We start from the raw sequence: 26,993 nt of genomic DNA on the forward strand, positions 1-26,993 counted from the left end.
ATCCCCCGATCAGCGGCGCCGGTCGGGCCGCCCTTCGATTGAACTACGCGACAGGGACCCCGCGCCGCGAAATCCGCAGATCCGGTCGCTAGGCTGCGCGGGCGCAGGGGGCGGTAGCTCAGTCGGTCAGAGCAGAGGACTCATAATCCTTGGGTCGTGGGTTCGAGCCCCACCCGCCCTACCAACCGGTGCCGGTCAGTGCGCTTCCTCCACCGAGTGCGAGTCGGTGAGGGTGAGCGCCCCCCAGGCGCCGACGACGCCGACGACCACGGCGATCACGGCGTAGGTGACCCGCTCGCCGTGGAAGAACGACGCGACGAGGCCGCTGCTCCACGTCCCGGCGGGGAGGGTGGAGGTGACGAGCGCGGCGATCAGGGTGCCGACGATGGCGGTGCCGACGCTGGTGCCGACCTCCTGCGCGGTGTCGTTGAGCGCGGTGCCGATCGACGTGCGGTTCGCGGGCATCGCGTCGACGAGCGCCACGGCGCAGATCGTCATGACGGTCCGCAGGCCGACCGTCATCACCACGATGCAGACCGCGATGGCGGCGTAGCCGTGGTCGACGGCCCACGAGAGCCCGGCCAGGGAGCCGGCGAGCAGCCCGGCGCCGACCAGGCACGCGATCCGGTGGCCGAGGCGCTTGCCCAGGCCCTCGGAGACCGGGGTCGCGAGGATCATCGTGATGATGAGCGGGAGGTTGGCCAGGCCGGCCTTCATCGGGCTCCAGCCGTAGGCGTACTGGTAGTGCAGGATCAGGCCGAACATCACGCCCGCCATGGCGATCGAGGTGGCGACCTGCGCGATCGCGGCGCCGCGGACGGTGCCGTTGGCGAAGAGGCCGAGGTCGAGCATCGGCTCGGCCGTACGCCGCTCGTGCCGCACGAACGCGACGAGGGCGAGGAGCGACCCGAGGGCCGACCCGACCGTCACGAGCGAGGTCCAGCCGTGCTCGATGCCGCTGGTGAGCGTGTAGCAGGCGAGCCCGATCGTGGCGATGCTGAAGACGGCGCCGGGGAGGTCGAGGCGGTCGGTGGTCAGGTCCTCGGGCAGGTCGGCCGCGACGCCGATGCGCACGCCGATCCACGCGATCAGCGCGATCGGGGCGTTGACCACGAGCAGCCACTCCCAGCGCACGTGCGTCAGCACCGAGCCGCCGAGGACGGGGCCGAGGATGAAGCCGCTCATCCCGACCACGATCATCACGGTCATGGCGCGCATGCGCAGCGCCTGGTCCTCGAAGAGGCGGAAGACGAGCGAGTTGGTGATCGGCGCCATCGCGGCGGCCGCGAGACCGAGGGCCGCGCGCAGGGCGATCAGCTCGCCGGCGCTCTCGACGAGCACGACGAGCAGGCTGATCGCGCCGAAGGCGCTGAGACCCCAGAGGAGGACCCGGCGGCGGCCGATGCGGTCCGCCATCGATCCGGCGGTGAGGAGCAGGCCGCCGAAGGTCAGGGAGTAGGCGCCGGTCACCCACTGCAGGGCGGTGGTGCCGCTGCCGAGGTCGCGGCCGATGGTCGGCAGCGCGATCGTGAGGAGCGTGTTGTCGACCATCTCCACGAAGAAGGCCAGGCACAGCGCGGACAGGGGGATCCACGCCGCCCGGAGGGAGGAGTACGTACGGGCCGGCGCGGGCTGGGTGGTGAGAGCAGTCATGGGAGGCACCTCCTTGGTGCGTCGATCTGGATCATCGAACGCTGTACGATTGTCGTACAACGTTCGAAACATAGAACACTGTTCGATGATTCCGCAAGACACGGTCGACGACCGAGGTGATGGGATGGGTCACATGGCTGGTGAGGAGACCGCGCGACGACCGCGGCGAGGACGCGACCCCCAGGGTGGGCGCACTCCACAGGGCGGGCGCCGACGCGCCGCGCACTCGATGGAGGCGGTGATCTCCGAGGCGGTGGCACTCCTCGACGAGGCGGGCGAGTCGGCGCTCACCTTCCGCGCCCTCGCCGCCCGGCTGGGCGGGGGAGCGGCGAGCATCTACTGGTACGTCGCCAACAAGGACGAGCTGCTCGACCGCGCGAGCGACCACGTCATGGGCGGGGTGCTCGCCGACTCCGAGCAGTTCACCGACGCCCCCGACCCCATCGACGCGCTGCGCGGCATCGCGGTGACCCTGTGCGACGCCATCGCCGACCGGCCGTGGCTCGGCGCCTACTTCATGCGCGACACCGAGGTGCAGCCCCACGCCCTCGCGCTCTACGAGCGGATGGGGCAGCAGGTGCTGCGCCTCGATCTCGATCCACGCCAGGCCTTCCACGCGGTCTCCGCGGTCATGGGCTTCGTCGTCGGCGTCGCAGCAGACCTCGGTCAGAAGCCTCCACCGGAGGTGCTCGACGGCACCGTCACCCGCGACGAGTACATCGGGCGGTTCGCAGATCAGTGGCGCTCGCTCGATCCCGCCGAGTTCCCGTTCGTGCACCGCATCGCCGACGAGTTCGCCCACCACGACGACCAGGAGCAGTTCCGCGCCGGGCTCGACCTCCTCCTCGCCGGGCTCCGGCTCCAGGCAGGCGGCTGAGCGCGGCGGGTACTAGCACCATCGGACACCTCGCGCGGAGGCCCCGGGCCCGCCACTGTTGGTCGCGACGTCCAGGAGGATCCATGACCAGCAGCGCCCGCGCGCGTGCGTACGTCGCCGCGGTGGCCCTCGCGTGCGCGACCGCCTCGCCGGCCGTCGCGAGCGGCGGGGACGACGACCACGGTGGCGGCGGGGGCGGGCACGACGACCGGGTGGAGCTCCGCGGCTCGTGCAGCGGCCGCGGGGAGTGGAAACTCGAGGTGAGGTCCGACGACGGTCGCCTCGAGGTCGAGGGCGAGGTCGACCGCGTCGCGCCCGGGCAGCGCTGGACGTGGACCATGCGCCACAACGGCTCCGTGAGCGACCGTGGCACTGCCCGGACGACCGGGCGCAGTGGCTCGTTCGAGGTCGAGCGCCGGATGGTCGACCTCGCGGGCACCGACACGATCTCCTTCCGCGCCCGGCGCCCGGGCCAGGTGTGTCGCGGTGTGGTCGACTACTGATCCCCGACCCGACCGGACCTGACGGGAGATCCATGCGCTGGCTGAAGAACCCCGTGGTGCAGTTCCTCGCCACGGGCCTCGCCGTGCTCGTCGTGGTCCTCGTCGTCACGAGCGCGCTCAGCCGGTCGGCCGCGGACGAGGAGGCGGTCGGCGACGCCAGGTCGCTGACCTGGGTGCTCGGCACGTCCGTCGCCCAGCCGGCGATCCCGCGCGGACTGGTCGACGGCGACGCAGCCGCCATCGACAAGCTGGACCGCACGGCGCTCGACCGGCTGCTGGTCGGAGACGTCCTGCGGATCAAGATCTGGGACATCGACGGCACCGTGCTCTACAGCGACCAGACGGAGCTGATCGGTGCCGTCTACCCGCTCGGCGCCGACGAGCTCGAGGTGCTCGAGGACGGCGGCACGGACGCGGAGCTCTCCGACCTCTCGAAGCCCGAGAACCGCTTCGAGCGCGAGATCGGCGGTGACCTCCTGGAGGTCTACACCCGCATCGAGTCGCCGGAGGGTGAGCCGCTGCTGTTCGAGGCCTACCTCGGGGTCGACCGGATCCGGGAGAGCCGGGCGCAGATCCTCGACCGCTTCCTGCCGATCACCATCGCCTCGCTCCTGGCCCTCGTCGCCCTCAGCACGCCCCTGGTCTGGCTGCTGTCGCGGCGCCTGCAGCGCGCGGCGCGCGAGCGCGAGCGGCTGCTCGAGGCAGCCGTGCGTGCGTCCGAGGGCGAGCGCCTCCGCATCGCGCGCGACCTCCACGATGGGGTCGTGCAGGACCTCGCCGGGTCGTCGATGGCGCTGTCCACCCTGGCGGCCCGCGCCGACGGACCCGACCGCGAGGAGCTGGACGAGATCGGGCGCACGCTGCGGGTCAGCATGCGCGCGCTGCGCTCCCTGCTCGTGGAGATCTACCCGCCCGACCTGCACACCGCCGGCATCGAGGCGGCGCTCCACGACCTCGTCGCCCCGCTGGTCGCCACCGGCGTCCACGTCGACGTCGACGTCAGCGGCGACGAGGGCGCACCGAGGTCCGCGGTCGCGCTGGTCTGGCGGGTCGCCCAGGAGTCCGTGCGCAACGTGGTCCGCCACGCGGGAGCGACACGCATGTCGCTGACGGTCCACCGCCAGGGCGGCACGCTGCTGCTGGAGGTCGTCGACGACGGCGCCGGCTTCGAGCCCGCCGCGGTGCCGGGGAACGACCGCTTCGGCCTGCGCGCGGCCGAGAGCCTGGTGCGCGAGCACGGCGGCACGATGGAGGTGGAGTCCACCCCGGGCTCCGGAACGATGGTGCGGATGGAGGTCCCCCTCGCATGAACCGGATCCGTGTGGTGCTCGCCGACGACCACGCCGTCGTACGACGTGGCCTGGCCGGCCTGCTCGAGTCCACCGACGACCTCGAGGTCGTCGGTGTGGCCGCCGACGGCAGCGAGGCCGTGGCACTGGCGCGCGAGCACCGTCCCGACGTCGTCCTGATGGACCTCCAGATGCCGGTGCTCGACGGGGTGGAGGCGACGCGCGCCATCGTCGCCGAGCACGAGCACGCGGGTGACGGTGCCGGTCCCGAGGTGCTGGTCCTGACCTCGTTCTCGGACCACGCGCGCATCGACGCCGCGATCGAGGCAGGAGCCGTCGGCTACCTGCTCAAGGACGCCGAGCCCGAGGTGCTCCTCGACGGCATCCGCGCGGTCGCGCGGGGCGAGTCGCCCCTCGACCCCCGGGCGGCGCGCCGGCTGCTCACCCGCACGAGCCGTGGCGGCGGCCCGCCGTCCTCGGACGTCGGTCCGTCCGACCTCTCCCCGCGCGAGTCGGAGGTCCTCCGGCTCGTCGTCGAGGGCCTGCTCAACAAGCAGATCGCCCAGCGCCTCGGCATCACCGAGCGCACGGTGAAGGCCCACCTCACGTCGGTCTACCAGCGCATCGGTGTCGCGGACCGCACCCAGGCGGCCCTGTGGGCGCAGCGCCACGACCTCGGCGCCGCGCGCGAGTGACCTGACGGTGCGGGTCAGCCCTCGCCGGCGATCAGGTACCCGTCGTCGAGGCGCTGCAGCTGCAACCGGATCCGGTCGGTGGTGCGCTGGCCGGACTTCATCACGTAGTCGACCGTGTAGGCCACGGTCAGGTCCGACGGGTCGCTGGAGACCTCGGTCAGCTGCGCCGTCCGCACCTTCTTCCACCAGCTGATGTAGCCCCCGTAGTTGCCGCTCTCCGCCTGGAAGTCCGGCGTCAGCTGCTCGAAGGCCGCGCGCGGGTCGGTCGTGACCGTCGCGATGTAGGAGGTGATGAAGGCGTCCATCTGCGCGCGGGTGTCCTCCGCCGACAGCGGGGGATCGGCCGGCGTGGTGGTCCCGGACGTCGCCGACGTGCCGCCGGACGGGGTGCCCACGTCCGACGATGCCTCCGGCGTACCGCCGCGCCCGGCCCAGACGTAGGCCGTGACGACCGCCGCGACCGCGAGCACGGCCGCTGCCGCGACCCAGGCCCAGGTCCGGCCGCGGGGCTGCTGCCTCGTGGTCGCCGGCTCGTCGGGGACGCTCGCCATCACCCCGGTGGCGTACGACGACGGGGTGGGCGTGGCCGGCGCGGCGAGGGCGGTCGAGCGCTGGCCGCGCGCGACGCGGGCGAGCTCGTCGCGGACCCGGCGCATCGACCACCGGTGCTCGGGGTCGCGGTGCATCATCACCGTCAGCAGGCCCGCCAGCGGGTGGTCCTCGGGCAGCCGCGGCGGGTCCTCGTGGACGATCTTGTAGAGGGCACCGATCAGGTTGTCGCCGACCTCGTAGGGCGGGCGGCCCGTCACGGCGTGGTGGAGCGTGGCGCCGAGCGACCACACGTCGCTCGCGGGGGTGGCCGACGAGCCGGAGGCGACCTCGGGCGCGAGGTAGGCGGGGGAGCCGGTGACGAGGCCGGTCTGGGTGAGCGAGGCGTCGTCGGAGGCGCGGGCGATCCCGAAGTCGTTGAGCTTGGCGACACCGGCGGCCACCAGGATGTTGCTGGGCTTCACGTCGCGGTGCACGATCCCGGCCTCGTGGGCGTCGGCGAGGGCGTCGGCCACCTGGGCCAGCAGGGCCGCGGCCTCCGTCGCCTCGAGCGGCCCGGAGCGGCGGACCAGGTCGCTCAGGGGGTCGCCGTCGACGTACTCCATCACGAGCCAGTGGACGTCGCCCTCGGCCACGAGGTCGAACACCGAGACGACGTTCGGGTGGTTCAGCGCGGCGGCCAGGCGCGCCTCCCGCGCCGCGCGCTCGAGGTGCTGCGCCTCGGAGCCGGGCATCACGCCGATGCGCTTGATCGCCACCGCACGGCCGAGCACCTCGTCGTGGCCGAGGTGGACGGTCCCCGAACCGCCTCGGCCGATCTCCCGCTCGAGCCGGTACCTGCCTGCGATCACGTGCGCTCCTCACTGCGTGCTCGCCCTAGGCTAGTGCGCGACGACCAAACGACCTCACCGCTGACGAACGAGAAGGAACCCACGTGACGACCCCGAATGTCCTCGACGAGCTGGAGTGGCGCGGCCTGGTCGCGCACTCCACCGACCGCGACGCGCTCCGCGCGGCGCTGGGCGAGGGGAGCGTCAAGTTCTATGTGGGCTTCGACCCGACCGCACCCAGCCTGCACATGGGCAACCTCGTCCAGCTGGTCACCGCGCGGCGGCTCCAGGAGGCCGGCCACACGCCCTACATCCTCGTCGGCGGCGCCACCGGGATGATCGGCGACCCGCGCGACTCGGGCGAGCGCACGCTCAACTCGCTCGACACGGTGAAGGACTGGACCGAGCGGGTGCGCGAGCAGGTGTCGCGGTTCGTGACGTTCGAGGGCGACAACGCCGCGACCACGGTCAACAACTACGACTGGACCGCGTCGCTGTCGACGATCGACTTCCTGCGCGACATCGGCAAGCACTTCCCGGTCAACCGGATGCTCGCCCGCGACACGGTGAAGCGCCGCCTCGAGTCGGGCATCAGCTACACCGAGTTCTCCTACGTCCTGCTCCAGTCCATGGACTACCTCAACCTGTTCCGCGAGCACGGGGTTTCGCTGCAGTTCGGGGGCTCCGACCAGTGGGGCAACATCACCGGGGGCGCCGACCTGGTGCGACGGGTGACCGGGGAGGGCGTGTACGCCTTCGCCACGCCGCTGATCACCAAGACCGACGGCACCAAGTACGGCAAGACCGAGGGCGGCGCCCTCTGGCTCGACCCGACGATGATGTCGCCCTACGCCTTCCACCAGTTCTGGCTCAACGTCGAGGACGAGAAGGTCGGGGAGATGCTGCGTATCTTCACCTTCCTCACCCGGGAGGAGATCGAGGACCTCGGGCAGCAGACCTCCGAGAAGCCGTTCCTGCGTGCCGGTCAGAAGCGCCTAGCCGACGAGGTTACCGCGCTGGTGCACGGCGCCGACGAGGTCGAGCAGGCCAAGGCCGCGGCCGCGGCGCTGTTCGGCGGGGGCGACCTGTCGGCGATCAAGCCCGACACGCTGGGTGCCGCGCTCCGCGAGGCGGGAGGTACGACGCTCCCCGCCGGCGACCTGCCCGGGATCCTCGACCTGCTCGTGGCGGCCGGCCTCGCGAAGAGCAAGGGAGAGGCGCGACGCACCGTGGCCGAGGGAGGGGCGTACCTCAACAACGTCCGCGTCGAGGACGTCGAGCTCCAGCCCACCGCGGCCGACCTCGTCGCCGGCTCGTGGCTCGTGCTGCGACGCGGGAAGAAGAACTTCGCAGGCGTCGAGGTGTCCTGACAGGGACCTCACGATGACCGGTGGATGACCGCGAGAGGGGGCGTCAGGAGCGGGCCGACAGGCCGGTGCCTGGCGCCCCATCCGTCACAACAGGCCTCTGACCTGCGAAAACGTCGATGTGCTCGCGGTCACACCATCTCGATTTGCGCGTTGTCATGAGTACGCATACTGTTCTCTTTGTCGCCAGGGAGCGGCGGGGAGCAAGACCGGTCAGGTCGGGCTCCCGGCCCCGGGCAGGACAACCCGAAGCGGTCATCGGTCACGGTGACACCAGTGGGTCAGAGTGAAACAGCCGAGGATTTGCCACGGCAGAAAGTCACTCGCTAGGTTTCACCAGTTGCCTCACGCAACCGAGATCCTCACCGGATCGCGATGTGGGTGCGTCTGATTTTTGAGAACTCAACAGTGTGTTTGATTAGTCGACGAATTAGTTTGTTATGCCCCGTTGACATCATGTTTGCTCTGGCCTTTTTGGTTGGGGTGTGGTGTCGCGGTTTCTTTGACAATGATTCTGGCTGATGCCTTGACCTTTTGGTTGGGGTGTCTTTCGCTAGTTTTGTTCAGTCATGGATGTGGCTCTTATTGATAGTCGCCTTGTCTGCCCTCTTTTTGTGGGGTGGGTGGGGTTGATGGTTTTCGATGGAGAGTTTGATCCTGGCTCAGGACGAACGCTGGCGGCGTGCTTAACACATGCAAGTCGAGCGGAAAGGCCACTTCGGTGGTACTCGAGCGGCGAACGGGTGAGTAACACGTGAGTAATCTGCCCCTGGCTTTGGGATAGCCACCGGAAACGGTGATTAATACCGGATATGACCGACTTCCGCATGGTTGTTGGTGGAAAGTTTTTCGGCCAGGGATGTGCTCGCGGCCTATCAGCTTGATGGTGAGGTAATGGCTCACCATGGCTTCGACGGGTAGCCGGCCTGAGAGGGTGACCGGTCACACTGGGACTGAGACACGGCCCAGACTCCTACGGGAGGCAGCAGTGGGGAATATTGGACAATGGGCGGAAGCCTGATCCAGCAACGCCGCGTGAGGGATGACGGCCTTCGGGTTGTAAACCTCTTTCGCCTGTGACGAAGCGCAAGTGACGGTAACAGGTAAAGAAGCACCGGCCAACTACGTGCCAGCAGCCGCGGTAATACGTAGGGTGCGAGCGTTGTCCGGAATTATTGGGCGTAAAGGGCTCGTAGGCGGTTTGTCGCGTCGGGAGTGAAAACGCCGTGCTTAACACGGCGCTTGCTTTCGATACGGGCAGACTAGAGGTATTCAGGGGAGAACGGAATTCCTGGTGTAGCGGTGAAATGCGCAGATATCAGGAGGAACACCGGTGGCGAAGGCGGTTCTCTGGGAATGACCTGACGCTGAGGAGCGAAAGTGTGGGGAGCGAACAGGATTAGATACCCTGGTAGTCCACACCGTAAACGTTGGGCGCTAGGTGTGGGGTCCATTCCACGGATTCCGTGCCGCAGCTAACGCATTAAGCGCCCCGCCTGGGGAGTACGGCCGCAAGGCTAAAACTCAAAGGAATTGACGGGGGCCCGCACAAGCGGCGGAGCATGCGGATTAATTCGATGCAACGCGAAGAACCTTACCTGGGTTTGACATACACCCTGCCGCTCCAGAGATGGGGCTTCTTTTGGGGGTGTACAGGTGGTGCATGGCTGTCGTCAGCTCGTGTCGTGAGATGTTGGGTTAAGTCCCGCAACGAGCGCAACCCTCGTTCTATGTTGCCAGCACGTAATGGTGGGGACTCATAGGAGACTGCCGGGGTCAACTCGGAGGAAGGTGGGGATGACGTCAAGTCATCATGCCCCTTATGTCCAGGGCTTCACGCATGCTACAATGGCCGGTACAAAGGGCTGCGATCCCGTGAGGGGGAGCGAATCCCAAAAAGCCGGTCTCAGTTCGGATTGGGGTCTGCAACTCGACCCCATGAAGTCGGAGTCGCTAGTAATCGCAGATCAGCAACGCTGCGGTGAATACGTTCCCGGGCCTTGTACACACCGCCCGTCACGTCACGAAAGTCGGCAACACCCGAAGCCGGTGGCCCAACCCTTGTGGAGGGAGCCGTCGAAGGTGGGGCTGGCGATTGGGACGAAGTCGTAACAAGGTAGCCGTACCGGAAGGTGCGGCTGGATCACCTCCTTTCTAAGGAGCACACGCCCCGACCATCAGCTAGCTGGCCACAAGGTCCAGTGATGTCTGGTGGCGCATGGTGGTGTCTCACTAGTGGAACGTCGACTGTCAGGTCCTCGATCATGCTGCAGCTCACTGCTGTGGTGTGGTGGTGGTCGCCTGGTCATGGGTCCCACGTTGGTGGGGACGTGGTTGAACACACTGTTGGGTCCTGAAGAATCAGCCGTCATCGGTTGGTGCTTCTGGATGTCCTTCTTCGTCTGAGGGTGCGCGTTGCGTGTCTGAGGGGGTTGGTGGGGTTGTTGTTTGAGATCTGCATAGTGGACGCGAGCATCTTTCGCGATTGACGGTCCTGGCCGGTTTTGGCTGGTCTGGGGCGTGTTGGTCGTGATGTATGTGTGTTGCCACCGGTTCCTCCTTGTCTTGAGGGAGCTGGTGGTGTTGCTGGTCTGCTCCTTGATTGTGGGGTGGGCCGGTTGTTGTCTTTTGTGTTTGTCGACGTGTGCACGGCGCCATGGCGCAGTTTTCTTGTGTTGTGTTGTTGTGACGTTGTTGAGACAAGCTATGAAGGGCACATGGTGGATGCCTTGGCATCAAGAGCCGATGAAGGACGTTGGAGCCTGCGATAAGCCCTGGGGAGTTGGCAACCAAGCTGTGATCCGGGGGTGTCCGAATGGGGAAACCCAGCACGAGTCATGTCGTGTTACCTGCACCTGAACACATAGGGTGTGTGGAGGGAACGTCGGGAAGTGAAACATCTCAGTACCGACAGGAAGAGAAAACAACAGTGATTCCGAGAGTAGTGGCGAGCGAAATCGGATGAGGCTAAACCGTGTCTGTGTGATACCCGGCAGGGGTTGCAGGTACGGGGTCGTGGGACCGCTCGATTGAGTCTGCCGGCTCAGTACAGAGTAAGAAACCAGTGTGGAAGTCGAAGTCGGTTGGAAAGCCGTACCGTAGAGGGTGATAGGCCCGTAGACGTAAGGCACTGGCTCTGGAGCGTGTTCCCAAGTAACACGGAACCCCTGAAATTCCGTGTGAATCTGGCGGGACCACCCGTTAAGCCTAAATACTCCTTGATGACCGATAGCGGACAAGTACCGTGAGGGAAAGGTGAAAAGTACCCCTGGCGGGGAGTGAAATAGTACCTGAAACCGTGTGCCTACAATCCGTCGGAGCTTCTCCTTGTGGGGGGTGACGGCGTGCCTTTTGAAGAATGAGCCTGCGAGTTTGCGGTGTGTTGCGAGGTTAACCCGTGTGGGGTAGCCGTAGCGAAAGCGAGTCCGAATAGGGCGATTCAGTAGCGCGCTCAAGACCCGAAGCGAAGTGATCTATCCATGGGCAGGTTGAAGCGTCGGTAAGACGACGTGGAGGACCGAACCCACTTAGGTTGAAAACTGAGGGGATGACCTGTGGATAGGGGTGAAAGGCCAATCAAACTTCGTGATAGCTGGTTCTCCCCGAAATGCATTTAGGTGCAGCGTTGCGTGTTTCTTGCCGGAGGTAGAGCACTGGATAGCCGATGGGCCCTACAAGGTTACTGACGTTAGCCAAACTCCGAATGCCGGTAAGTGAGAGCGCAGCAGTGAGACTGCGGGGGATAAGCTCCGTAGTCGAGAGGGAAACAGCCCAGACCATCAGCTAAGGCCCCTAAGCGGTGACTAAGTGGAAAAGGATGTGGAGTCGCATTGACAACCAGGAGGTTGGCTTGGAAGCAGCCACCCTTGAAAGAGTGCGTAATAGCTCACTGGTCAAGTGATTCCGCGCCGACAATGTAGCGGGGCTCAAGTCATCCGCCGAAGCTATGGCATTCAAAGAATACGCAAGCCGCCCTTGAGGTTGGTTCAGTGCTTTGGATGGGTAGGGGAGCGTCGTGTGGGCAGTGAAGCGTCGGAGTGATCCAGGCGTGGAGGCCACACGAGTGAGAATGCAGGCATGAGTAGCGAATCACGGGTGAGAAACCCGTGCGCCGAATGATCAAGGGTTCCAGGGTCAAGCTAATCTGCCCTGGGTAAGTCGGGACCTAAGGCGAGGCCGACAGGCGTAGTCGATGGACAACGGGTTGATATTCCCGTACCGGCGAAGTTTCGCCCATGACGAACCTGGTGATGCTAACCACCCGAAACCTATCGGACCGGACCCTTCGGGGCGAGGCTGGTGGGCGGAGCGTGGGACCCGAGCTGGTAGTAGTCAAGCGATGGGGTGACGCAGGAAGGTAGCCCAGCCACAGCGATGGTTGTCTGTGGGCAAGCGTGTAGGGAGTGGTGTAGGCAAATCCGCACCACACATGTCCTGAGACGTGACGCGGAGCCACTTTTGGTGAAGTGGGTGATCCTATGCTGCCGAGAAAAACCTCTAGCGAGAAACTAGCCGCCCGTACCCCAAACCGACTCAGGTGATCAAGTAGAGAATACTAAGGCGATCGAGACAACCATGGTTAAGGAACTCGGCAAAATGCCCCCGTAACTTCGGGAGAAGGGGGGCCGGATCCGTGAACCCACTTGCTGGGGGAAGCGGTGATGGCCGCAGAGACCAGGGGAAAGCGACTGTTTACTAAAAACACAGGTCCGTGCGAAGTTGTAAGACGATGTATACGGACTGACTCCTGCCCGGTGCTGGAAGGTTAAGAGGACCGGTTAGACCCTTCGGGGTCGAAGCTGAGAATTTAAGCCCCAGTAAACGGCGGTGGTAACTATAACCATCCTAAGGTAGCGAAATTCCTTGTCGGGTAAGTTCCGACCTGCACGAATGGAGTAACGACTTTCCCACTGTCTCAACCATGGACTCGGCGAAATTGCACTACGAGTAAAGATGCTCGTTACGCGCGGCAGGACGGAAAGACCCCGGGACCTTTACTATAGTTTGGTATTGGTGTTTGGTACGGCTTGTGTAGGATAGGTGGGAGACTGTGAAACCTCGACGCCAGTTGGGGTGGAGTCAACGTTGAAATACCACTCTGGTCGTACTAGATGTCTAACCTAGGTCCGTTATCCGGATCAGGGACAGTGCCTGATGGGTAGTTTAACTGGGGCGGTTGCCTCCTAAAATGTAACGGAGGCGCTCAAAGGTTCCCTCAGCCTGGTTGGCAATCAGGTGGCGAGTGTAAGTGCACAAGGGAGCTTGACTGTGAGACAGACATGTCGAGCAGGGACGAAAGTCGGAACTAGTGATCTGGCCACGGCATGTGGAAGCGTGGTCACTCAACGGATAAAAGGTACCCCGGGGATAACAGGCTGATCTTCCCCAAGAGTCCATATCGACGGGATGGTTTGGCACCTCGATGTCGGCTCGTCGCATCCTGGGGCTGGAGTAGGTCCCAAGGGTTGGGCTGTTCGCCCATTAAAGCGGCACGCGAGCTGGGTTTAGAACGTCGTGAGACAGTTCGGTCCCTATCCGCCGCGCGCGCAGGAAACTTGAGAAAGGCTGTCCCTAGTACGAGAGGACCGGGATGGACGAACCTCTGGTGTGCCAGTTGTTCCGCCAGGAGCACGGCTGGTTGGCTACGTTCGGAAGTGATAACCGCTGAATGCATCTAAGCGGGAAGCACGTTTCAAGATGAGGTTTCCCACCACGTAAGTGGGTAAGGCCCCCCACAGAACATGGGGTTGATAGGCCGGAGGTGTACAGCAGTAATGCCCAGCCGACCGGTACTAATAGGCCGAGGGCTTGTCCCAACCACGTACACAACACCACAAAACAATCTGTGGCAGACGTACACACGTAAGACACCCGCGCACAAGACGAACACACATGTTCGCGTCCACTAGGCAGTTCCCAACCAACACACCCACACCCACACACATGTGTGGGAGAGGGCGTTGAGTTGAAAGAGTTACGGCGGCCATAGCGAAACGGGAAACACCCGGTCCCATACCGAACCCGGAAGTTAAGCCTTTCAGCGCCGATGGTACTGCAACCGAGAGGTTGTGGGAGAGTAGGACGCCGCCGGACATACATTTGGCAGGGGCCACCAGTGATCTGGTGGCCCCTGCGCCATTTCACGGTGCTGTTGAGTACCGTGGCCCCGAGGGCGGGGGCCGCACACGCAGGAGAGCTGCGTCGAAGATCTGAAGAAGGAGTGATCGGCTGTGGCCGAGGACCGTCGCGGACAGCGTCCGGCACGAGGTGGACAGGGCGGCGGACGAGCTGGCTCGTCCGGTGGATCCCGGGGTGGGTCGTCGTCCTCCCGCGGTGGTGACCAGCGCTCCGGCTCAGGTCGCTCTGGCGGCGACTCCCGAGGTCGCGGCTCCCGCGACGACGCTCCGCGTGGCAAGCCCGGGTCCTCCCGCGGTGGCTACCAGGGCAAGGGCGGCGACTCCAAGCCCGGTGGCAAGCGCCCGTCGGGCTCGGGCCAGCGGGCGTTCCGGCCGCGCGACGAGCAGCAGCCCCGGACCGCGGACCAGGCTGCCTACGACGGTCCGGACCTGCCCGAGAACATCACCGGTGCCGAGCTCGACCGCGGCGTGCGCGCGCAGCTGAAGGGCCTGCCCGAGAAGCTCGCAGCGCGCGTGGCGCGGCACCTCGCGGCCGCCGGCGCCTTCATCGACGAGGACCCCGAGCTCGCCTACCGGCACGCCTTGGCCGCCCGTGCGCGTGCCTCGCGCATCGCGGTAGTCCGCGAGGCGGCGGGGGAGACGGCGTACGCCGCCGGCCACTACGCCGAGGCGCTCGCCGAGCTGCGTGCTGCCAAGCGGATGAACGGGGCGACCGACTACCTGCCGATCATGGCGGACTGCCACCGTGCCCTGGGCAACCCGGAGCAGGCGATCAAGCTCGCGAAGAGCCCGTCGGTCGTCAACTTCAGCTCCGAGGCCAAGGCCGAGATGACCCTCGTCGAGGCCGGTGCCCGACGCGACATGGGCCAGCTCGACGCGGCGCTCCGCACGCTCGAGCTGGCGCCGCTGACCTCCAAGAGCCGCGCCTCGTGGGTGGTGCGGTTGCGCTACGCGTACGCCGACACGCTCGAGGAGGCCGGCCGCGAGTCGGACGCCCTGGCCTGGTTCCACCGGACGCACGCCATCGACTCCGACGAGCTCACCGACGCGGCCGAGCGCGCGGACCAGATCGAGCGCCGCCAGTCCTGACGGGCCCACCGCTCCGGTGGGGCACATCCGCTGGCGTTCGGGCGCCACATGGGCCACAATGGAGCCACTAATCACATACGTGTCACTCGACTCTCGTTGAGCACTGATGACAGATCGCTGGGGAAGGCGCATCTGGAGCGTCGGAACTCAAGGAGGTCTCAGTGACCACACGCATTGCTTCCCGTCCGGACGGTCCGGCCACGAGGGGCATTCTCTACGTGCACTCTGCTCCCTCCGCACTCTGCCCGCACATCGAGTGGGCCGTGGGCGGAGTCCTCGGTGTTGCCGTCTCGCTCGACTGGACGCCGCAGCCTGCCCAGCCGGGGTCGTACCGCGCGGAGCTCTCCTGGTCCGGCACGGCCGGCACCGCTGCCGCCGTGGCGTCCGCGCTGCGCGGGTGGAACCACCTGCGCTTCGAGATCACCGAGGAGCCGACGACGTCCACCGAGGGCACCCGTTTCTCGTGCACGCCCGACCTGGGGATCTTCCACGCCATCACCGGGCCGCACGGTGACATCCTGATCCCGGAGGACCGCCTGAAGGCGGCCGTGGTCAAGGCCGCACTCGGGGACACGACGCTGCTCCTCGAGATCGACCACCTGCTCGGCAAGCCGTGGGACGACGAGCTGGAGACCTTCCGGCACGCCGGCGAGGGCGCCCCCGTGCGCTGGCTCCACCAGGTGGTGTGAGCCTCAGCGGTTCTTGCGGCTCTTGGTCTTCCTCAGCGTGAACGTGTCCGTCACCGGGACCGTGGTCTCGTCGGAGTAGCCCTCGTAGGCCGTGAGCGCGCCGGTGAGGGTGAACGTCCCGGGCTTCGTCGCGCGCTCGCACAGGCGGAAGGTCAGCACGCCCGACTCGGGGTCGTTCGGGCCGAGCAGCGACTGGGAGTTCACGCCCTTGCCGGCACGGTCCTGCATGGTGATGTCGAAGGTCCAGTCCTCCGACTCGGTGGTGACCGCGTAGGAGTAGCTGTAGTCCTTGCACCCCTTCTTGAGCCGGCCGTCGGGCGCGTCCAGGGCGCCCGCCAGCACGACCGGATCGGCGGCCGGCTGCGTCGCGGGGTCCGCCGTCGGCAGGCCGGGGATCGGCGGGAGCGGGAGCAGGCCGGTCACGACGAGCGCGGCGGCAGCGAGCAGCTGGGACACGGTGACACCTCCGAGGGGTTCACCGGGTCCAACGACGAGCTGTGACGTGCGTTACGCCGAGGCGTCTCCTCAGAGCGGGATGTTGCCGTGGCGCCCGCGGCGTACGCCTGCCGTGTCGATCTCGTGCCGCATGGCATGCGCGATCGCGCTCCGGGTGCGGGTCGGCTCGACGACCTCGTCGACGACCCCGATCTCCACGGCCTTGTCGACCCCGCCCGCGATGCGCTCGTGCTCGGTGGCGAGCTCGGCCTCGACCTGCGGACGGATCTCGGGGGAGACCTCGGCCAGCTTGCGGCGGTGCAGGATCCGGATCGCGGCCACGGCGCCCATCACGGCCACCTCTGCCCCCGGCCAGGCGAACACGCGCGTGGCGCCGAGCGAACGGGCGTTCATGGCGATGTAGGCGCCGCCGTAGGTCTTGCGCGTCACCAGGGTGACCCGGGGGACCACGCACTCGCCGAACGCGTGCAGCAGCTTCGCGCCACGGCGGACGACCCCGTCCCACTCCTGGCCGACGCCGGGGAGGTAGCCCGGGACGTCGACGAGCACGATCAGCGGGACGCCGAACGCGTCGCACATCCGCACGAAGCGGGAGGCCTTCTCGGCCGAGAGCGAGTCGAGGCAGCCACCGAGGCGCAGCGGGTTGTTGGCGACCACGCCGACGGTGCGTCCGCCGAAGCGGCCGAGGGCGGTGACGATGTTGGGCGCCCAGCGCGCGTGGAGCTCCTGCATGGTGCCCTCGTCGAGCAGGCCGTCGACGAGCGGGTGCACGTCGTAGGCGCGCTTCTTGGACTCGGGCAGGAGCGCGCCCAGGTCGCGGTCCTCGACCGAGTCGGCGGCGAGGCTGCCCTGCGCGCCGAGGAGCGAGGCGACCGTGCGGGCCCGGTCGAGCGCCTCGCGCTCGGAGTCGGTGAGGATGTGGACGACGCCGGAGCGACGGCCGTGCGGCTCGGGGCCACCCAGGCGCAGCATGTCGACGTCCTCGCCGGTGACCGAGCGGACCACGTCGGGGCCGGTCACGAAGATGCGGCCCTCCGGGCCGAGGATGACGACGTCGGTGAGCGCGGGGCCGTAGGCGGCGCCGCCGGCGGCCGGGCCGAGCACGACCGAGATCTGCGGGATCACGCCGGACGCCTGCGTCATCACCTGGAAGATGCGACCGACGGCGTGCAGCGAGAGCACGCCCTCGGCGAGCCGGGCCCCGCCGGAGTGCCACAGGCCGATGATCGGCACGCCGTCGGTGAGCGCACGGTGGTAGGCGTCGACGACCACGCGGCAGCCGACGTCGCCCATCGCGCCACCCATGACGGTGGCGTCGCTGCAGAAGGCGACGACCTGGGTGCCGTCGACGCGGCCGACGGCAGCGAGCATGCCGGACTCGTCGTCGGGCGTGATCAGCTCGAGGGTGCCCTCGTCGAGGAGCGCGGTGAGGCGGTGGACCGGGTTGCGGGGGTCGTCCTCGCGGGGGAGCTTGGCCGGCTTCGCGGCGGTGGCGGTCATCGGTGTCCTTTCGGGGTCCCCGCGGTGTTGTCCACGGAGGAGCGAAGCGGAGGAGTGGAGAACTCCGTGGGGTGTCTAGATGCTCCCGAAGGCGACGGCGACGTTGGCGCCACCGAAGCCGAAGGAGTTGTTGAGCGCCACGATGTCGCCCTCGGGGAGGTCGCGCCTCGAGGTCGGGATGTCGAGCTCGACCTCGGGGTCCTTGTCGTCGAGGTTGATCGTCGGTGGGCTGACCCGGTCGTGCAGCGCCATGACGGTCGCGACGGCCTCGAGGGCGCCGGCGCCGCCGAGGAGGTGGCCGGTCATCGACTTGGTGCTGGTGACGACGCAGCGGTCGACGTGCTCGCCGAGCACGGCGTGGAGCATGAGGCCCTCGGCGATGTCGCCCTTGGGCGTCGAGGTGGCGTGGGCGTTGACGTGGACGACCGTGGCCGGGTCGACGTCGCCCTCACGCAGCGCCATGCGGATGGCGCGGGTCCCGCCGCGACCCTCGGGGTCGGGCTGGGCGATGTCGTGGGCGTCGTTGCTGATGCCGGCGCCACGCACCTCGGCGTAGATCGTGGCGCCGCGGGCGCGGGCGTGCTCCTCGGACTCGAGGACCAGCACGGCGCCTCCCTCGCCGAGGACGAAGCCGTCGCGACCGGAGTCCCAGGGCCGCGAGACGCTGGCGGGGTCGCGGTCGTCGTCGGTGCCGGTCTTCGACAGGGCCATCATGTTGGCGAAGGCGGCCATCGGGAGCGGGTGGATCGCGGCCTCGGTGCCGCCGGCGATCACGACGTCGGCGCGACCGAGGCGGATCATGTCGATGGCCATGGCGATGGCCTCGTTGCCCGAGGCGCAGGCGGACGTGGGTGCGTGGACCGCCGCGCGGGCGCCGTACTTCAGGCTCACGTTGGCGGCCGGCGCGTTGGGCATGAGCATGGGGACGGCGAGCGGGGAGACCCGACGCGCGCCCTTCTCGAGGAGCGTGTCGTAGTTGTCGAGCAGCGTGGTGACGCCGCCGATGCCCGAGGCCAGCGCGACGGCGAGGCGCTCGGGCTCGAGCCCGGAGCCCTCGAGGCCGGCGTCGGCCCAGGCCTGGTCGGCGGCGACCATCGCGAACTGGCTGGAGCGGTCGAGGCGGCGGGCCTTGACCCGCTCGAGGACCTCGGTCGGCTCGACGGCGACACGGCCGCCGATCTTGACCGGGAGCTGGTCGACCCAGTCGTCGGTGAGGCGCGCGATGCCGGACGTGCCGGACAGCATGGCCTGCCACGTGGAGGCGACGTCCCCACCGACGGGGGACGTGGCGCCGAGGCCGGTGACGACTACGCGGGTCGAGGGCATCTGATGAGGTTCCGTTCGTTCGCGGGGTGGGGATGTTCCTGGGTCACGGGGGCCGGGCTGGACACCGGCCACCCGTGACGCTGGGGAGGGCGTCAGCCCTGGGAGCGCTCGATGAACGCGACGGCGTCGCCGACGGTCTTGAGGTTCTTGACCTCGTCGTCGGGGATGGTCACGCCGAACTTCTCCTCGGCGGCCACGACGACCTCGACCATGGAGAGCGAGTCGACGTCGAGGTCGTCCACGAAGGACTTGTCCAGCTGGACGTCGTCGGCGTCGACGCCGGCCACCTCGTTGACGATGTCAGCGAGGTCGGCGCGGATTTCTTCGGTGGTGGCCATGGGGCCTTCCCTTCTTCTGTGGGTGGATCGCGGAGCGGATCCGGGTGGACTGTGCGGGTGGAGCAGATCAGGGGACGGTGACGACCTGGGCGGCGTAGGCCAGCCCGGCTCCGAAGGCGATCAGGAGCGCGGTGTCGCCACTGCGGGCGTCGCCCTCGGCGATCATCCGGTCGAGCGCGAGCGGGATCGACGCGGCCGAGGTGTTGCCCTGGTCGGCGACGTCGCGGCCGATGCGGACGGACGCGGGCAGCTTCATCGAGCGAGCCATCGCGTCGATGATGCGCATGTTGGCCTGGTGGGGGACGAAGACGTCGAGGTCCTCGGGGGCGACACCGGCCGCCTCCAGGGCTTGGACGGCGACCTTGGACATGGTGAACGACGCCCACCGGAAGACCGGGTTGCCCTGCATGGTGAGGTGCGGCATCACGCCGGAGCCGGGGGAGTCCTCGGAGCCGACCACGTCGCGCCAGTCCTCGCGCTGGCGGATGTAGTCGTAGGCCTCGCCGTCGGAGCCCCACACGACAGGGCCGATGCCCGGGGTCTCGCTCGGTCCGATCACCACGGCACCGGCGCCGTCGGCGAAGATGAACGCCGTGCCGCGGTCGGTCATGTCGGTGATGTCGGAGAGCCGCTCGACGCCGATGACCAGCACGTGGCGGGCGCTGCCGCCCCGCACCATGTCGGCGCCCAGCGACACGCCGTGGCAGAAGCCGGCGCAGGCCGCGGAGATGTCGAACGCAGCCGCGTTGCCGGTGCCGAGCTCGTGGGCGATCGCCGGCGCGATGGCAGGCGTCTGGAGCAGGTGGCTCACGGTCGCGACCACGACGCAGTCGATCTGCTCGGGACTGATCCCGGCGCGCTCGATCGCGATGCGCGAGGACGCCACGCTCATCACCTGGATCGTCTCCTCGGGCGTGGCGAAGCGGCGCGTCCGGATGCCGGAGCGCTGCTGGATCCACTCGTCGCTGGAGTCGATGGCGTCGACGACCTCGGAGTTGGGGACCAGGCGCGAGGGGCGGTAGGCGCCGATCCCCATGATGCGTGCGTGCGGGGCGCCGACGGCGCCCGAGATGGCGGCCATCAGCTGGTCGCCTCGGGGTGGAGCCGCAGGAGGGGCTGGCCCGGGGAGACCAGGTCACCGTCCTCGACGAGCCACTCGACGACCGAGCCGCCGTGCGGTGCGGTGATGTCGGTGCGGTCGCGCAGGCTGGCGACGGCACCGATGGTCGTACCGGGGGCGAGGACGTCGCGCTCGACCGCCTCCGAGGCGAGGTGGAACGTGCCCTTGGCCGGCGAGACGACCATGCGCCAGGTCGGCGTGGTCTCGATCATCGAGGCCTCGCCGTGCTTGTCGCAGAACTCGCGGGCCGCGTCGAGCTGGTCGGGGGTCTTGAGGGCGAACGTCTCGACGCCCTTGAGCGCACGCTTGGCGATGCCGGTGAGGGTGCCGGCCGGCGGCATCTCCAGGATGCCGGTGACGCCGAGGTCGCTCATCGTCTCCAGGCAGAGGTCCCAGCGGACCGGGTTGGCGATCTGGCCGACCATGCGGCGCAGCACGTCACGGCCGTCGTGGACGACCTGGCCGTCGCGGTTGGAGATCACCGGGGTGCGCGGGTCGTGCGTCGACACCGAGCGGGCCAGCGAGGCGAGCCGGTCCACGGCGGGCGCCATGTGGCTGGTGTGGAAGGCGCCGGCGACGCTCAGCGGCATCAGGCGGGCCTTCTCGGGGCCGTCGTCGGCGAAGGCGGCGAGCTGCTCCATCGTGCCGGCGGCGACGACCTGGCCGGGGCCGTTGTCGTTGGCCGGCGTCAGGCCGTGGCGCTCGATCGTGGCGAGCACCTGGTCGCGGTCGCCACCGAGCACCGCGGTCATGCCGGTGGCGGTGGTCGCGGCGGCGTCGGCCATCGCGTTGCCGCGCTCGCGGACGAGCACCATCGCCTGCTCGGCGGTGATCACCCGGGCGCCGGCGGCGGCGGTCAGCTCACCGACGCTGTGCCCGGCCACCGCGCCGATCCGCGCGAACGCGTCGGCCGGGTGGGGGAACAGGTCGAGGGCCGCGACCAGGCCGGTGGCGACCAGCAGCGGCTGCGCGATCTTGGTGTCGCGGATGGTGTCGGCGTCGGCCTCGGTGCCGTAGTGGGCGAGGTCGATGCCGGCGACGGTGGCCAGCCAGTCGAACCGGGCAGCGAAGGTGGGGTCCTCCAGCCAGGGAGTGAGGAAACCGGGGGTCTGGGCCCCTTGACCGGGAGCGACGATGACGAGCACAGGACCACTCTGCCGGTTCCGGAGGCCCGGGCGCGGGTCCGAGGCCGACGAAAGTCACCCCCACATCCTTGTAGGGTTCCTACAAATGCGGCGGCTTCGCGACTAGGGCTCCGTGCGGCCCGACTGGCGCCCCAGGATGAGCGCCAGCTGGAGCGCGAAGGCCTCCCGCGGCCGGGTCGGCGACCAGCCGGTGGCGTCGGAGACCTGGCGGAGCCGGTAGCGCACCGTGTTGGGGTGCACGAAGAGTGCGCGCGCGGTCGCCTCGATCGACGAGCCGTGCTCGAACCAGGCGGCGAGGGTCTCGAGCAGGGTGCCGCGGGCGGCCACCAGGGGCAGGTAGACCTCGTCGACGAGGTGACGTCGTGCGTGGCCGTCACCGGCGAGCGCGCGCTCGGGGAGCAGGTCGCGACTGGCGACGGGGCGTGGGGCGTCGGGCCACCCGCTGGCGGCGCGGTGGGCCGAGAGGGCGTCGCGCGCCGAGGTGTAGGCGTGGGCGAGGTCGGCGGTCACGGGACCGACGACGACCGGACCGTCGCCGAAGTGGTCGATCAGGTGCGTCGCGGCCTTGAGCGGATCGGCGACGCCACCCAGCACGACGACCAGCCGGTCGCCCTGCGTGGCGCACAGGGCATCCATGTCGACGAGGCGCGCGGAACGGCGGACGGACTCGAAGACGTCGAGCTCCGCACGGTGGGGAGGCACGGAACCGAGCACCACGGCGACGTCGCCGTGGGCTCCCCAGCCGAGCGCGCTGGCCCGGGAGAGCACCGACTCGTCGGTCTCGGCGCGGACGACGGCGTCGACGACGAGCGCCTCGAGGCGGGCGTCCCAGGCGCCGCGGGACTCGGCCGCGCGGGCGTAGACGGCGGCGGTGGCGAAGGCGACCTCGCGCGCGTAGAGCAGGACCGCGCCGTGCACCTCGCCGGCGTCCTCGGGGTCGAGGAGGTCGTCGATCGTGGTCTCGACGACGCGGATGCTCAGCCGCACCAGCTCGACGGTCTGCTGGAGCGAGATCACGCCGGTCAGCTCGCGCGGGGCGGCGCCGAAGACGACGACGTCGAGCGGGTCGTGGGACAAGGCCTCGACCTCACGGTCGTACCAGTCGACGAAGCCGCGGATGCCGGCCTGCACGATCAGGCCGACCCAAGAGCGGTCCTGGGCGCTGAGGTCGTCGAACCAAGGGAGGTCGCTCGACATGCGACCGGTCGCGGCCGTGCTGAGGGCTCCCGTGGAATTGCGCAGCGCGTCAGCGGCGCGGCGTCTGGACGGGGGCATGGGACGACTGTAGTGGCGACTCGCGAGTAGTGGGATTCCCACGAAGTTCGGGCGGGTCCGGATCGGACGTGGTTGAATCCGTGACCTGTCCACCCTGCCCCCGCAGACGTGGTCCGAAGAGACGGAGGTCGCGTTGGCCCGACGCACCCGCCCCGCGGTCGAGCACGTCACCGTGCACGGTCACCGGCGTGCCTTCGTGCGCGCCGGGTCGGGTCCGGCCGTCCTGCTGCTGCACGGGCTGGCCTGCGACCACACCACGTGGGAGCCCGTGATCGCGTCGCTCGCCCGGACGCACACGGTCATCGCCCCCGACCTGCTGGGGCACGGGGAGTCCGACAAGCCGCGCGCCGACTACAGCGTCGGCGGCTACGCCAACGGCATGCGCGACCTGCTGACCGTGCTCGGGATCGACACCGTCACGGTCGTCGGGCACAGCTTCGGCGGGGGAGTGGCGATGCAGTTCGCCTACCAGTTCCCCGAGCGGACCGAGCGGCTCGTGCTCGTCAGCTCCGGCGGACTGGGGCCCGAGGTGACGCCCGCGATCCGCGCGATCACGACGCCGGGCTTCCAGCAGGTGATGGGCGTGCTCACCACGCCGGTGCTGCGGCGGCCGGCGACGGCCGCGTTGCGGCTGCTCGCCCGCTCCGGCGTGAGCCAGCTGCGCGACCTCGACGAGGTCGCCTCGATCTACGAGACCTTCACCGACCCGCAGGCGCGCGCCGCGATCCGCACCGTCGTGCGGTCGGTGGTCGACTGGCGCGGCCAGGTGGTCACGATGGCCGACCGGGCCTACCTGACCGAGGCCATGCCCATGTGTGTCATCTGGGGTGCCGACGACGTGGTGATCCCGGTCGCGCACGCGAGCAACGCCGGCGCGCTGGCACCGACGGCCCGCGTCGAGGTGATCCCGAAGGCGGGGCACTTCCCGCACAAGGACCATCCGCAGCGCTTCGTGAAGATCGTGCGTGACTTCATCCGCACCACGGAGCCGAGCACGTACGACGCCGGGCGCTGGCGCGAGCTGCTCGACCAGGGTGCGCCGGTCGGACCCGTCCACGCCGGCGCGGGGGAGTCGCCGCGCTCGCCCGTGGTCGTCGTACGACGCGCGAAGCCCGCCTGACCCACGCGGACGTGGGGCAGACGGGCTCCGTCGGGAGGTGATGCCGCTCAGGCATCGCCTCCTTCCTGCTTGATGTCGCGCGTCGCGGTCGGGTCGTCGATCTTGTAGCGCTCGGCTGCCTCGACGACCTTCTCCACCGGGAGCTCGCCGGCGTCGGCGAGGGCCTGCAGGGCCTGCACGACGACGCTGACGGCGTCGATGTGGAAGAACCGGCGGGCGGCGGGACGGGTGTCGGCGAAGCCGAAGCCGTCAGCGCCGAGGACGCGGTAGTCGCCGGGGACCCAGCGTGCGATCTGCAGCGGGACGGCCCGCATGTAGTCGGACACCGCGACGACCGGACCCTGCGCGCCGGCGAGCTTGTCGCTGACGTAGGCGGTGCGGCGCTGCTCGCCGGGGTTGAGCAGGTTCCACTGCTCGGCGGCGGCACCGTCGCGGGCCAGCTCGTTCCAGGACGTGACCGACCACAGGTCGGACCGGACGCCCCAGTCCTCGGCCAGGATCCGCGCGGCCTCGTCGATCCACGGGTAGCCGACGCCGGAGGCGAGCAGCTGGACCCGCGGGCCCTCGCCCTCCGCGGTCGCGACCCGGTGGATGCCCTTGAGGATGCCCTCGACGTCGACGCCCTCCGGCTCGGCCGGCTGGGACACCGGCTCGTTGTAGACGGTGAGGTAGTAGATGAGGTCCTCGCCCTGGCCGGTCGGGCCGCCGGAGCCGTACATCCGCTCGAGGCCGTCCTGCATGATGTGGCTGATCTCGTAGGCGAACGCCGGGTCGTAGTGCACGACCGCCGGGTTGGTCGCCGCGATGAGCGGCGAGTGGCCGTCGGCGTGCTGGAGGCCCTCACCGGTCAGCGTCGTGCGACCGGCGGTGGCACCGATCAGGAAGCCACGTGAGAGCTGGTCGGCCATCGCCCAGATCGAGTCGCCGGTGCGCTGGAACCCGAACATCGAGTAGAAGATGTAGAACGGGATCATGTGCTCGCCGTGCGTGGTGTACGACGACCCGGCTGCGGTCGCCGACGCCATCGCGCCGGCCTCGGAGATGCCCTCGTGGAGCATCTGGCCCTGCGCGGACTCCTTGTAGGAGAGCAGCATCTTGCGGTCGACCGACTCGTACTGCTGGCCGCCCGGGTTGTAGACCTTGGCGCTCGGGAACATCGAGTCCATGCCGAACGTGCGGTACTCGTCGGGCGCGATCGGGACCAGGCGGTCGCCGATCTCCGGGTCCTTCATCCAGTCGCGCAGCAGGCGCACGGCCGCCATGGTGGTGGCGAACTTGTTCTTGCCCGAGCCCTGCTTGAGCTCGGCGTAGAGCTCGTCGCCGGGCAGCTTGAGCGCGGTCGCCCGGTTGACGCGGCGCGGGATCGAGCCACCGAGGGCCCTGCGGCGCTCGAGCATGTACTCGATCTCCGGCGAGTCGGCGCCCGGGTGGTAGAACGGCGCGCCGCCGGTCTTCTCGTAGGACTCCTCGAGGTCGCGGTCGCTGATCGGGAGGTAGAGGCGGTCGCGGAACTTCTTGAGGTCCGGCAGGGTCAGCTTCTTCATCTGGTGCGTGGCGTTCTTGCCCTCGAGGGCGTCGATCGTCCAGCCCTTGATGGTGTGGGCCAGGATCACCGTCGGCTGACCGGTGTGCTTGGCGGCGGCGTCGAACGCGGCGTAGACCTTGCGGTAGTCGTGGCCACCGCGCGGCAGCTTCTCGATCTGCTGGTCGCTCATGTGCTCGACCATCTTGCGCAGGCGGGGGTCGCTGCCGAAGAAGTGCTCGCGGACGTAGGCGCCGTCCTCGGTGGAGTAGGTCTGGAACTGACCGTCCGGGGTCGCGTTCATCCGGTTGACGAGCGCGCCGTCCATGTCCTTGGCGAGCAGGGCGTCCCACTCGCGGCCCCAGACGACCTTGATGACGTTCCAGCCGGCACCGCGGAAGTTGGACTCGAGCTCCTGCATGATCTTGCCGTTGCCCGTGACCGGACCGTCGAGCTGCTGCAGGTTGCAGTTGATCACCCAGGTGAGGTTGTCGAGCTCCTCGCGGGCCGCGACGCGGATCGCGCCGAGCGACTCGGGCTCGGCCATCTCGCCGTCGCCCATGAACGCCCACACGTGCTGCTGCGAGGTGTCCTTGATGCCGCGGTTGTCGAGGTAGCGGTTGAAGCGGGCCTGGTAGATCGAGTTGATGGCCGTGAGGCCCATCGACACCGTCGGGAACTCCCAGAAGTCGGGCATGAGCCGCGGGTGGGGGTACGACGGGAGGCCGGCGCCCTGGCCGTGCTGGACCTCCTGGCGGAAGCGGTAGAGCTGCTCCTCGGTGAGGCGGCCCTCGAGGAACGCGCGGGCGTAGACGCCCGGCGAGCCGTGGCCCTGGATGTAGAGCTGGTCGCCGCCGCCCTCGTGGTCCTTGCCGCGGAAGAAGTGGTTGAAGCCGACCTCGTAGAGGCTGGCCGAGGACTGGTAGGTGGCGATGTGGCCACCGACCTCGAGGCCCTTGCGGTTGGCCGAGGAGACCATGACAGCGGCGTTCCAGCGGATGAAGGCGCGGATGCGGCGCTCGACGTCCTCGTCGCCGGGGAACCACGGCTCGCGCTCGGGCGGGATCGTGTTGATGTAGTCGGTCGAGCGCAGGGCCGGGACGCCGACCTGCTTCTCCCGCGCGCGCTCGAGGAGGCGCAGCATCACGTAGCGGGCCCGGTCGCGACCACGGTCGTCGAGCATCGCGTCGAACGACGCGAGCCACTCCTGGGTCTCGTCGGGATCGATGTCGGGCAGCTGGGTGGGGAGCCCTTCGTGGATCACCGAGGCGACGGGTGTCTTGCTGGACTTGTCGACGTCACTCACGGGAGCATCGTGTCACGCGCCCAGCCCCCACGAAATCTACCCACGGGTAGACCGCCCGCCCGTGAGACGGCGCCCACGTCGGCGCGCGAGCCGGACGTCCGCGGCCCGCGGCGGGGACGTACGGCGGGCAGCGGGGTTGCGGCGCCTGCTGTGTTCCTGTGGACTGTGCGGCAACCGTGCGCGGCCCACGCGCAACGGAGGCGAGCA

At 68.5% G+C, this 26,993-nt stretch carries 18 protein-coding genes, 1 tRNA gene and 3 rRNA genes; 12 read left to right on the forward strand and 10 right to left on the reverse strand.

The features are described 5' to 3' along the window. Positions 1-107: 107 nt before the first annotated feature. Positions 108-184 (forward strand) — tRNA-Ile (locus BLV76_RS15525). Positions 185-195: 11 nt separating this feature from the next. Here the strand turns inward: BLV76_RS15525 and BLV76_RS15530 are convergent. Continuing rightward, the gene (locus BLV76_RS15530) at positions 196-1,653 is read right to left on the reverse strand and encodes an MFS transporter (protein ID WP_090970029.1); all 1,458 of its coding nucleotides are present in this window, start codon (positions 1,651-1,653) and stop codon (positions 196-198) included. A 133-nt stretch (positions 1,654-1,786) separates the two neighbouring features. Between BLV76_RS15530 and BLV76_RS15535 the strand changes: the two genes are divergently transcribed. From BLV76_RS15535 to BLV76_RS15550, 4 genes are all read left to right on the forward strand, one after another. Continuing rightward, positions 1,787-2,530 carry a TetR/AcrR family transcriptional regulator gene (locus tag BLV76_RS15535; protein ID WP_217630360.1) on the forward strand — a complete coding sequence of 248 codons (744 nt, stop codon included), beginning with the start codon at positions 1,787-1,789 and terminating at the stop codon, positions 2,528-2,530. Positions 2,531-2,613: 83 nt separating this feature from the next. Then, positions 2,614-3,033, forward strand: coding sequence for a hypothetical protein (locus BLV76_RS15540; protein ID WP_090970033.1), 420 nt, complete (start codon positions 2,614-2,616; stop codon positions 3,031-3,033). Positions 3,034-3,065: 32 nt separating this feature from the next. Continuing rightward, positions 3,066-4,343 (forward strand): sensor histidine kinase, encoded by a 1,278-nt coding sequence (locus BLV76_RS15545; protein ID WP_090970035.1) that lies wholly within the window; start codon positions 3,066-3,068, stop codon positions 4,341-4,343. After that, positions 4,340-5,017, forward strand: coding sequence for a response regulator (locus BLV76_RS15550; protein ID WP_090970037.1), 678 nt, complete (start codon positions 4,340-4,342; stop codon positions 5,015-5,017). Before BLV76_RS15545 ends, BLV76_RS15550 begins: the two co-directional genes overlap by 4 nt. 14 nt (positions 5,018-5,031) lie before the next feature. On the opposite strand, the gene BLV76_RS15555 is transcribed toward BLV76_RS15550, so the two are convergent. Continuing rightward, positions 5,032-6,417, reverse strand: a complete 1,386-nt coding sequence (locus tag BLV76_RS15555) for a serine/threonine-protein kinase (RefSeq protein WP_090970039.1) — start codon at positions 6,415-6,417, stop codon at positions 5,032-5,034. A gap of 83 nt (positions 6,418-6,500) precedes the next feature. On the opposite strand from BLV76_RS15555, the gene tyrS reads away from it, so the two are divergent. From tyrS to BLV76_RS15585, 6 genes are all read left to right on the forward strand, one after another. Continuing rightward, the gene (tyrS, locus tag BLV76_RS15560) at positions 6,501-7,766 is read left to right on the forward strand and encodes a tyrosine--tRNA ligase (protein ID WP_090970042.1); all 1,266 of its coding nucleotides are present in this window, start codon (positions 6,501-6,503) and stop codon (positions 7,764-7,766) included. Positions 7,767-8,402: 636 nt separating this feature from the next. Then, positions 8,403-9,917 (forward strand): 16S ribosomal RNA (locus BLV76_RS15565). A gap of 543 nt (positions 9,918-10,460) precedes the next feature. Then, positions 10,461-13,579, forward strand: a 23S ribosomal RNA gene (locus BLV76_RS15570). 159 nt (positions 13,580-13,738) lie between these two features. Continuing rightward, a 5S ribosomal RNA gene (gene rrf / locus BLV76_RS15575) occupies positions 13,739-13,856 on the forward strand. The 16S, 23S and 5S rRNA genes sit together here, the layout of an rRNA operon. A 137-nt stretch (positions 13,857-13,993) precedes the next feature. Then, the gene (locus BLV76_RS15580) at positions 13,994-14,989 is read left to right on the forward strand and encodes a hypothetical protein (RefSeq protein WP_090970044.1); all 996 of its coding nucleotides are present in this window, start codon (positions 13,994-13,996) and stop codon (positions 14,987-14,989) included. Positions 14,990-15,198: 209 nt separating this feature from the next. Further along, a complete protein-coding gene (locus tag BLV76_RS15585) occupies positions 15,199-15,678 on the forward strand; it encodes a DUF3145 domain-containing protein (protein WP_090972803.1) in 480 nt (159 codons plus the stop codon). 3 nt (positions 15,679-15,681) lie between these two features. Here the strand turns inward: BLV76_RS15585 and BLV76_RS15590 are convergent, their stop codons facing one another. The 7 genes from BLV76_RS15590 to BLV76_RS15620 form a co-directional block, all read right to left on the reverse strand. Then, entirely contained in the window at positions 15,682-16,134 is a 453-nt protein-coding gene (locus BLV76_RS15590; protein WP_090970045.1) for a hypothetical protein, read from the reverse strand. 69 nt (positions 16,135-16,203) lie between these two features. Beyond that, complete coding sequence (locus tag BLV76_RS15595) at positions 16,204-17,634, reverse strand: acyl-CoA carboxylase subunit beta (RefSeq protein ID WP_090970047.1); 1,431 nt, start codon at positions 17,632-17,634, stop codon at positions 16,204-16,206. 75 nt (positions 17,635-17,709) lie between these two features. Beyond that, positions 17,710-18,960, reverse strand: a complete 1,251-nt coding sequence (locus BLV76_RS15600) for a beta-ketoacyl-[acyl-carrier-protein] synthase family protein (RefSeq protein WP_090970049.1) — start codon at positions 18,958-18,960, stop codon at positions 17,710-17,712. A 92-nt stretch (positions 18,961-19,052) separates the two neighbouring features. Beyond that, positions 19,053-19,298: an acyl carrier protein gene (locus BLV76_RS15605; RefSeq protein ID WP_056599877.1), complete on the reverse strand. Its 246-nt coding sequence runs from the start codon at positions 19,296-19,298 to the stop codon at positions 19,053-19,055. A 67-nt stretch (positions 19,299-19,365) separates the two neighbouring features. Continuing rightward, positions 19,366-20,379, reverse strand: coding sequence for a beta-ketoacyl-ACP synthase III (locus BLV76_RS15610; RefSeq protein ID WP_090970052.1), 1,014 nt, complete (start codon positions 20,377-20,379; stop codon positions 19,366-19,368). Beyond that, positions 20,379-21,563, reverse strand: a complete 1,185-nt coding sequence (locus tag BLV76_RS15615) for an acyltransferase domain-containing protein (RefSeq protein WP_090970054.1) — start codon at positions 21,561-21,563, stop codon at positions 20,379-20,381. Before BLV76_RS15615 ends, BLV76_RS15610 begins: the two co-directional genes overlap by 1 nt. A gap of 102 nt (positions 21,564-21,665) precedes the next feature. Next, on the reverse strand, positions 21,666-22,838 hold the full coding sequence (locus tag BLV76_RS15620; RefSeq protein WP_090970056.1) for a PucR family transcriptional regulator: 1,173 nt from the start codon (positions 22,836-22,838) through the stop codon (positions 21,666-21,668). A 133-nt stretch (positions 22,839-22,971) separates the two neighbouring features. Between BLV76_RS15620 and BLV76_RS15625 the strand changes: the two genes are divergently transcribed. Beyond that, positions 22,972-23,958 (forward strand): alpha/beta fold hydrolase, encoded by a 987-nt coding sequence (locus tag BLV76_RS15625; RefSeq protein ID WP_245734697.1) that lies wholly within the window; start codon positions 22,972-22,974, stop codon positions 23,956-23,958. Between the two features lie 47 nt (positions 23,959-24,005). On the opposite strand, the gene aceE is transcribed toward BLV76_RS15625, so the two are convergent. Further along, positions 24,006-26,786 carry a pyruvate dehydrogenase (acetyl-transferring), homodimeric type gene (gene aceE, locus BLV76_RS15630; protein WP_090970058.1) on the reverse strand — a complete coding sequence of 927 codons (2,781 nt, stop codon included), beginning with the start codon at positions 26,784-26,786 and terminating at the stop codon, positions 24,006-24,008. Positions 26,787-26,993 lie beyond the last annotated feature (207 nt).

Origin of the sequence: Nocardioides exalbidus, from assembly GCF_900105585.1 — a bacterium.
In the GTDB taxonomy this organism is placed as follows: Bacteria; Actinomycetota; Actinomycetes; order Propionibacteriales; family Nocardioidaceae; genus Nocardioides; species Nocardioides exalbidus.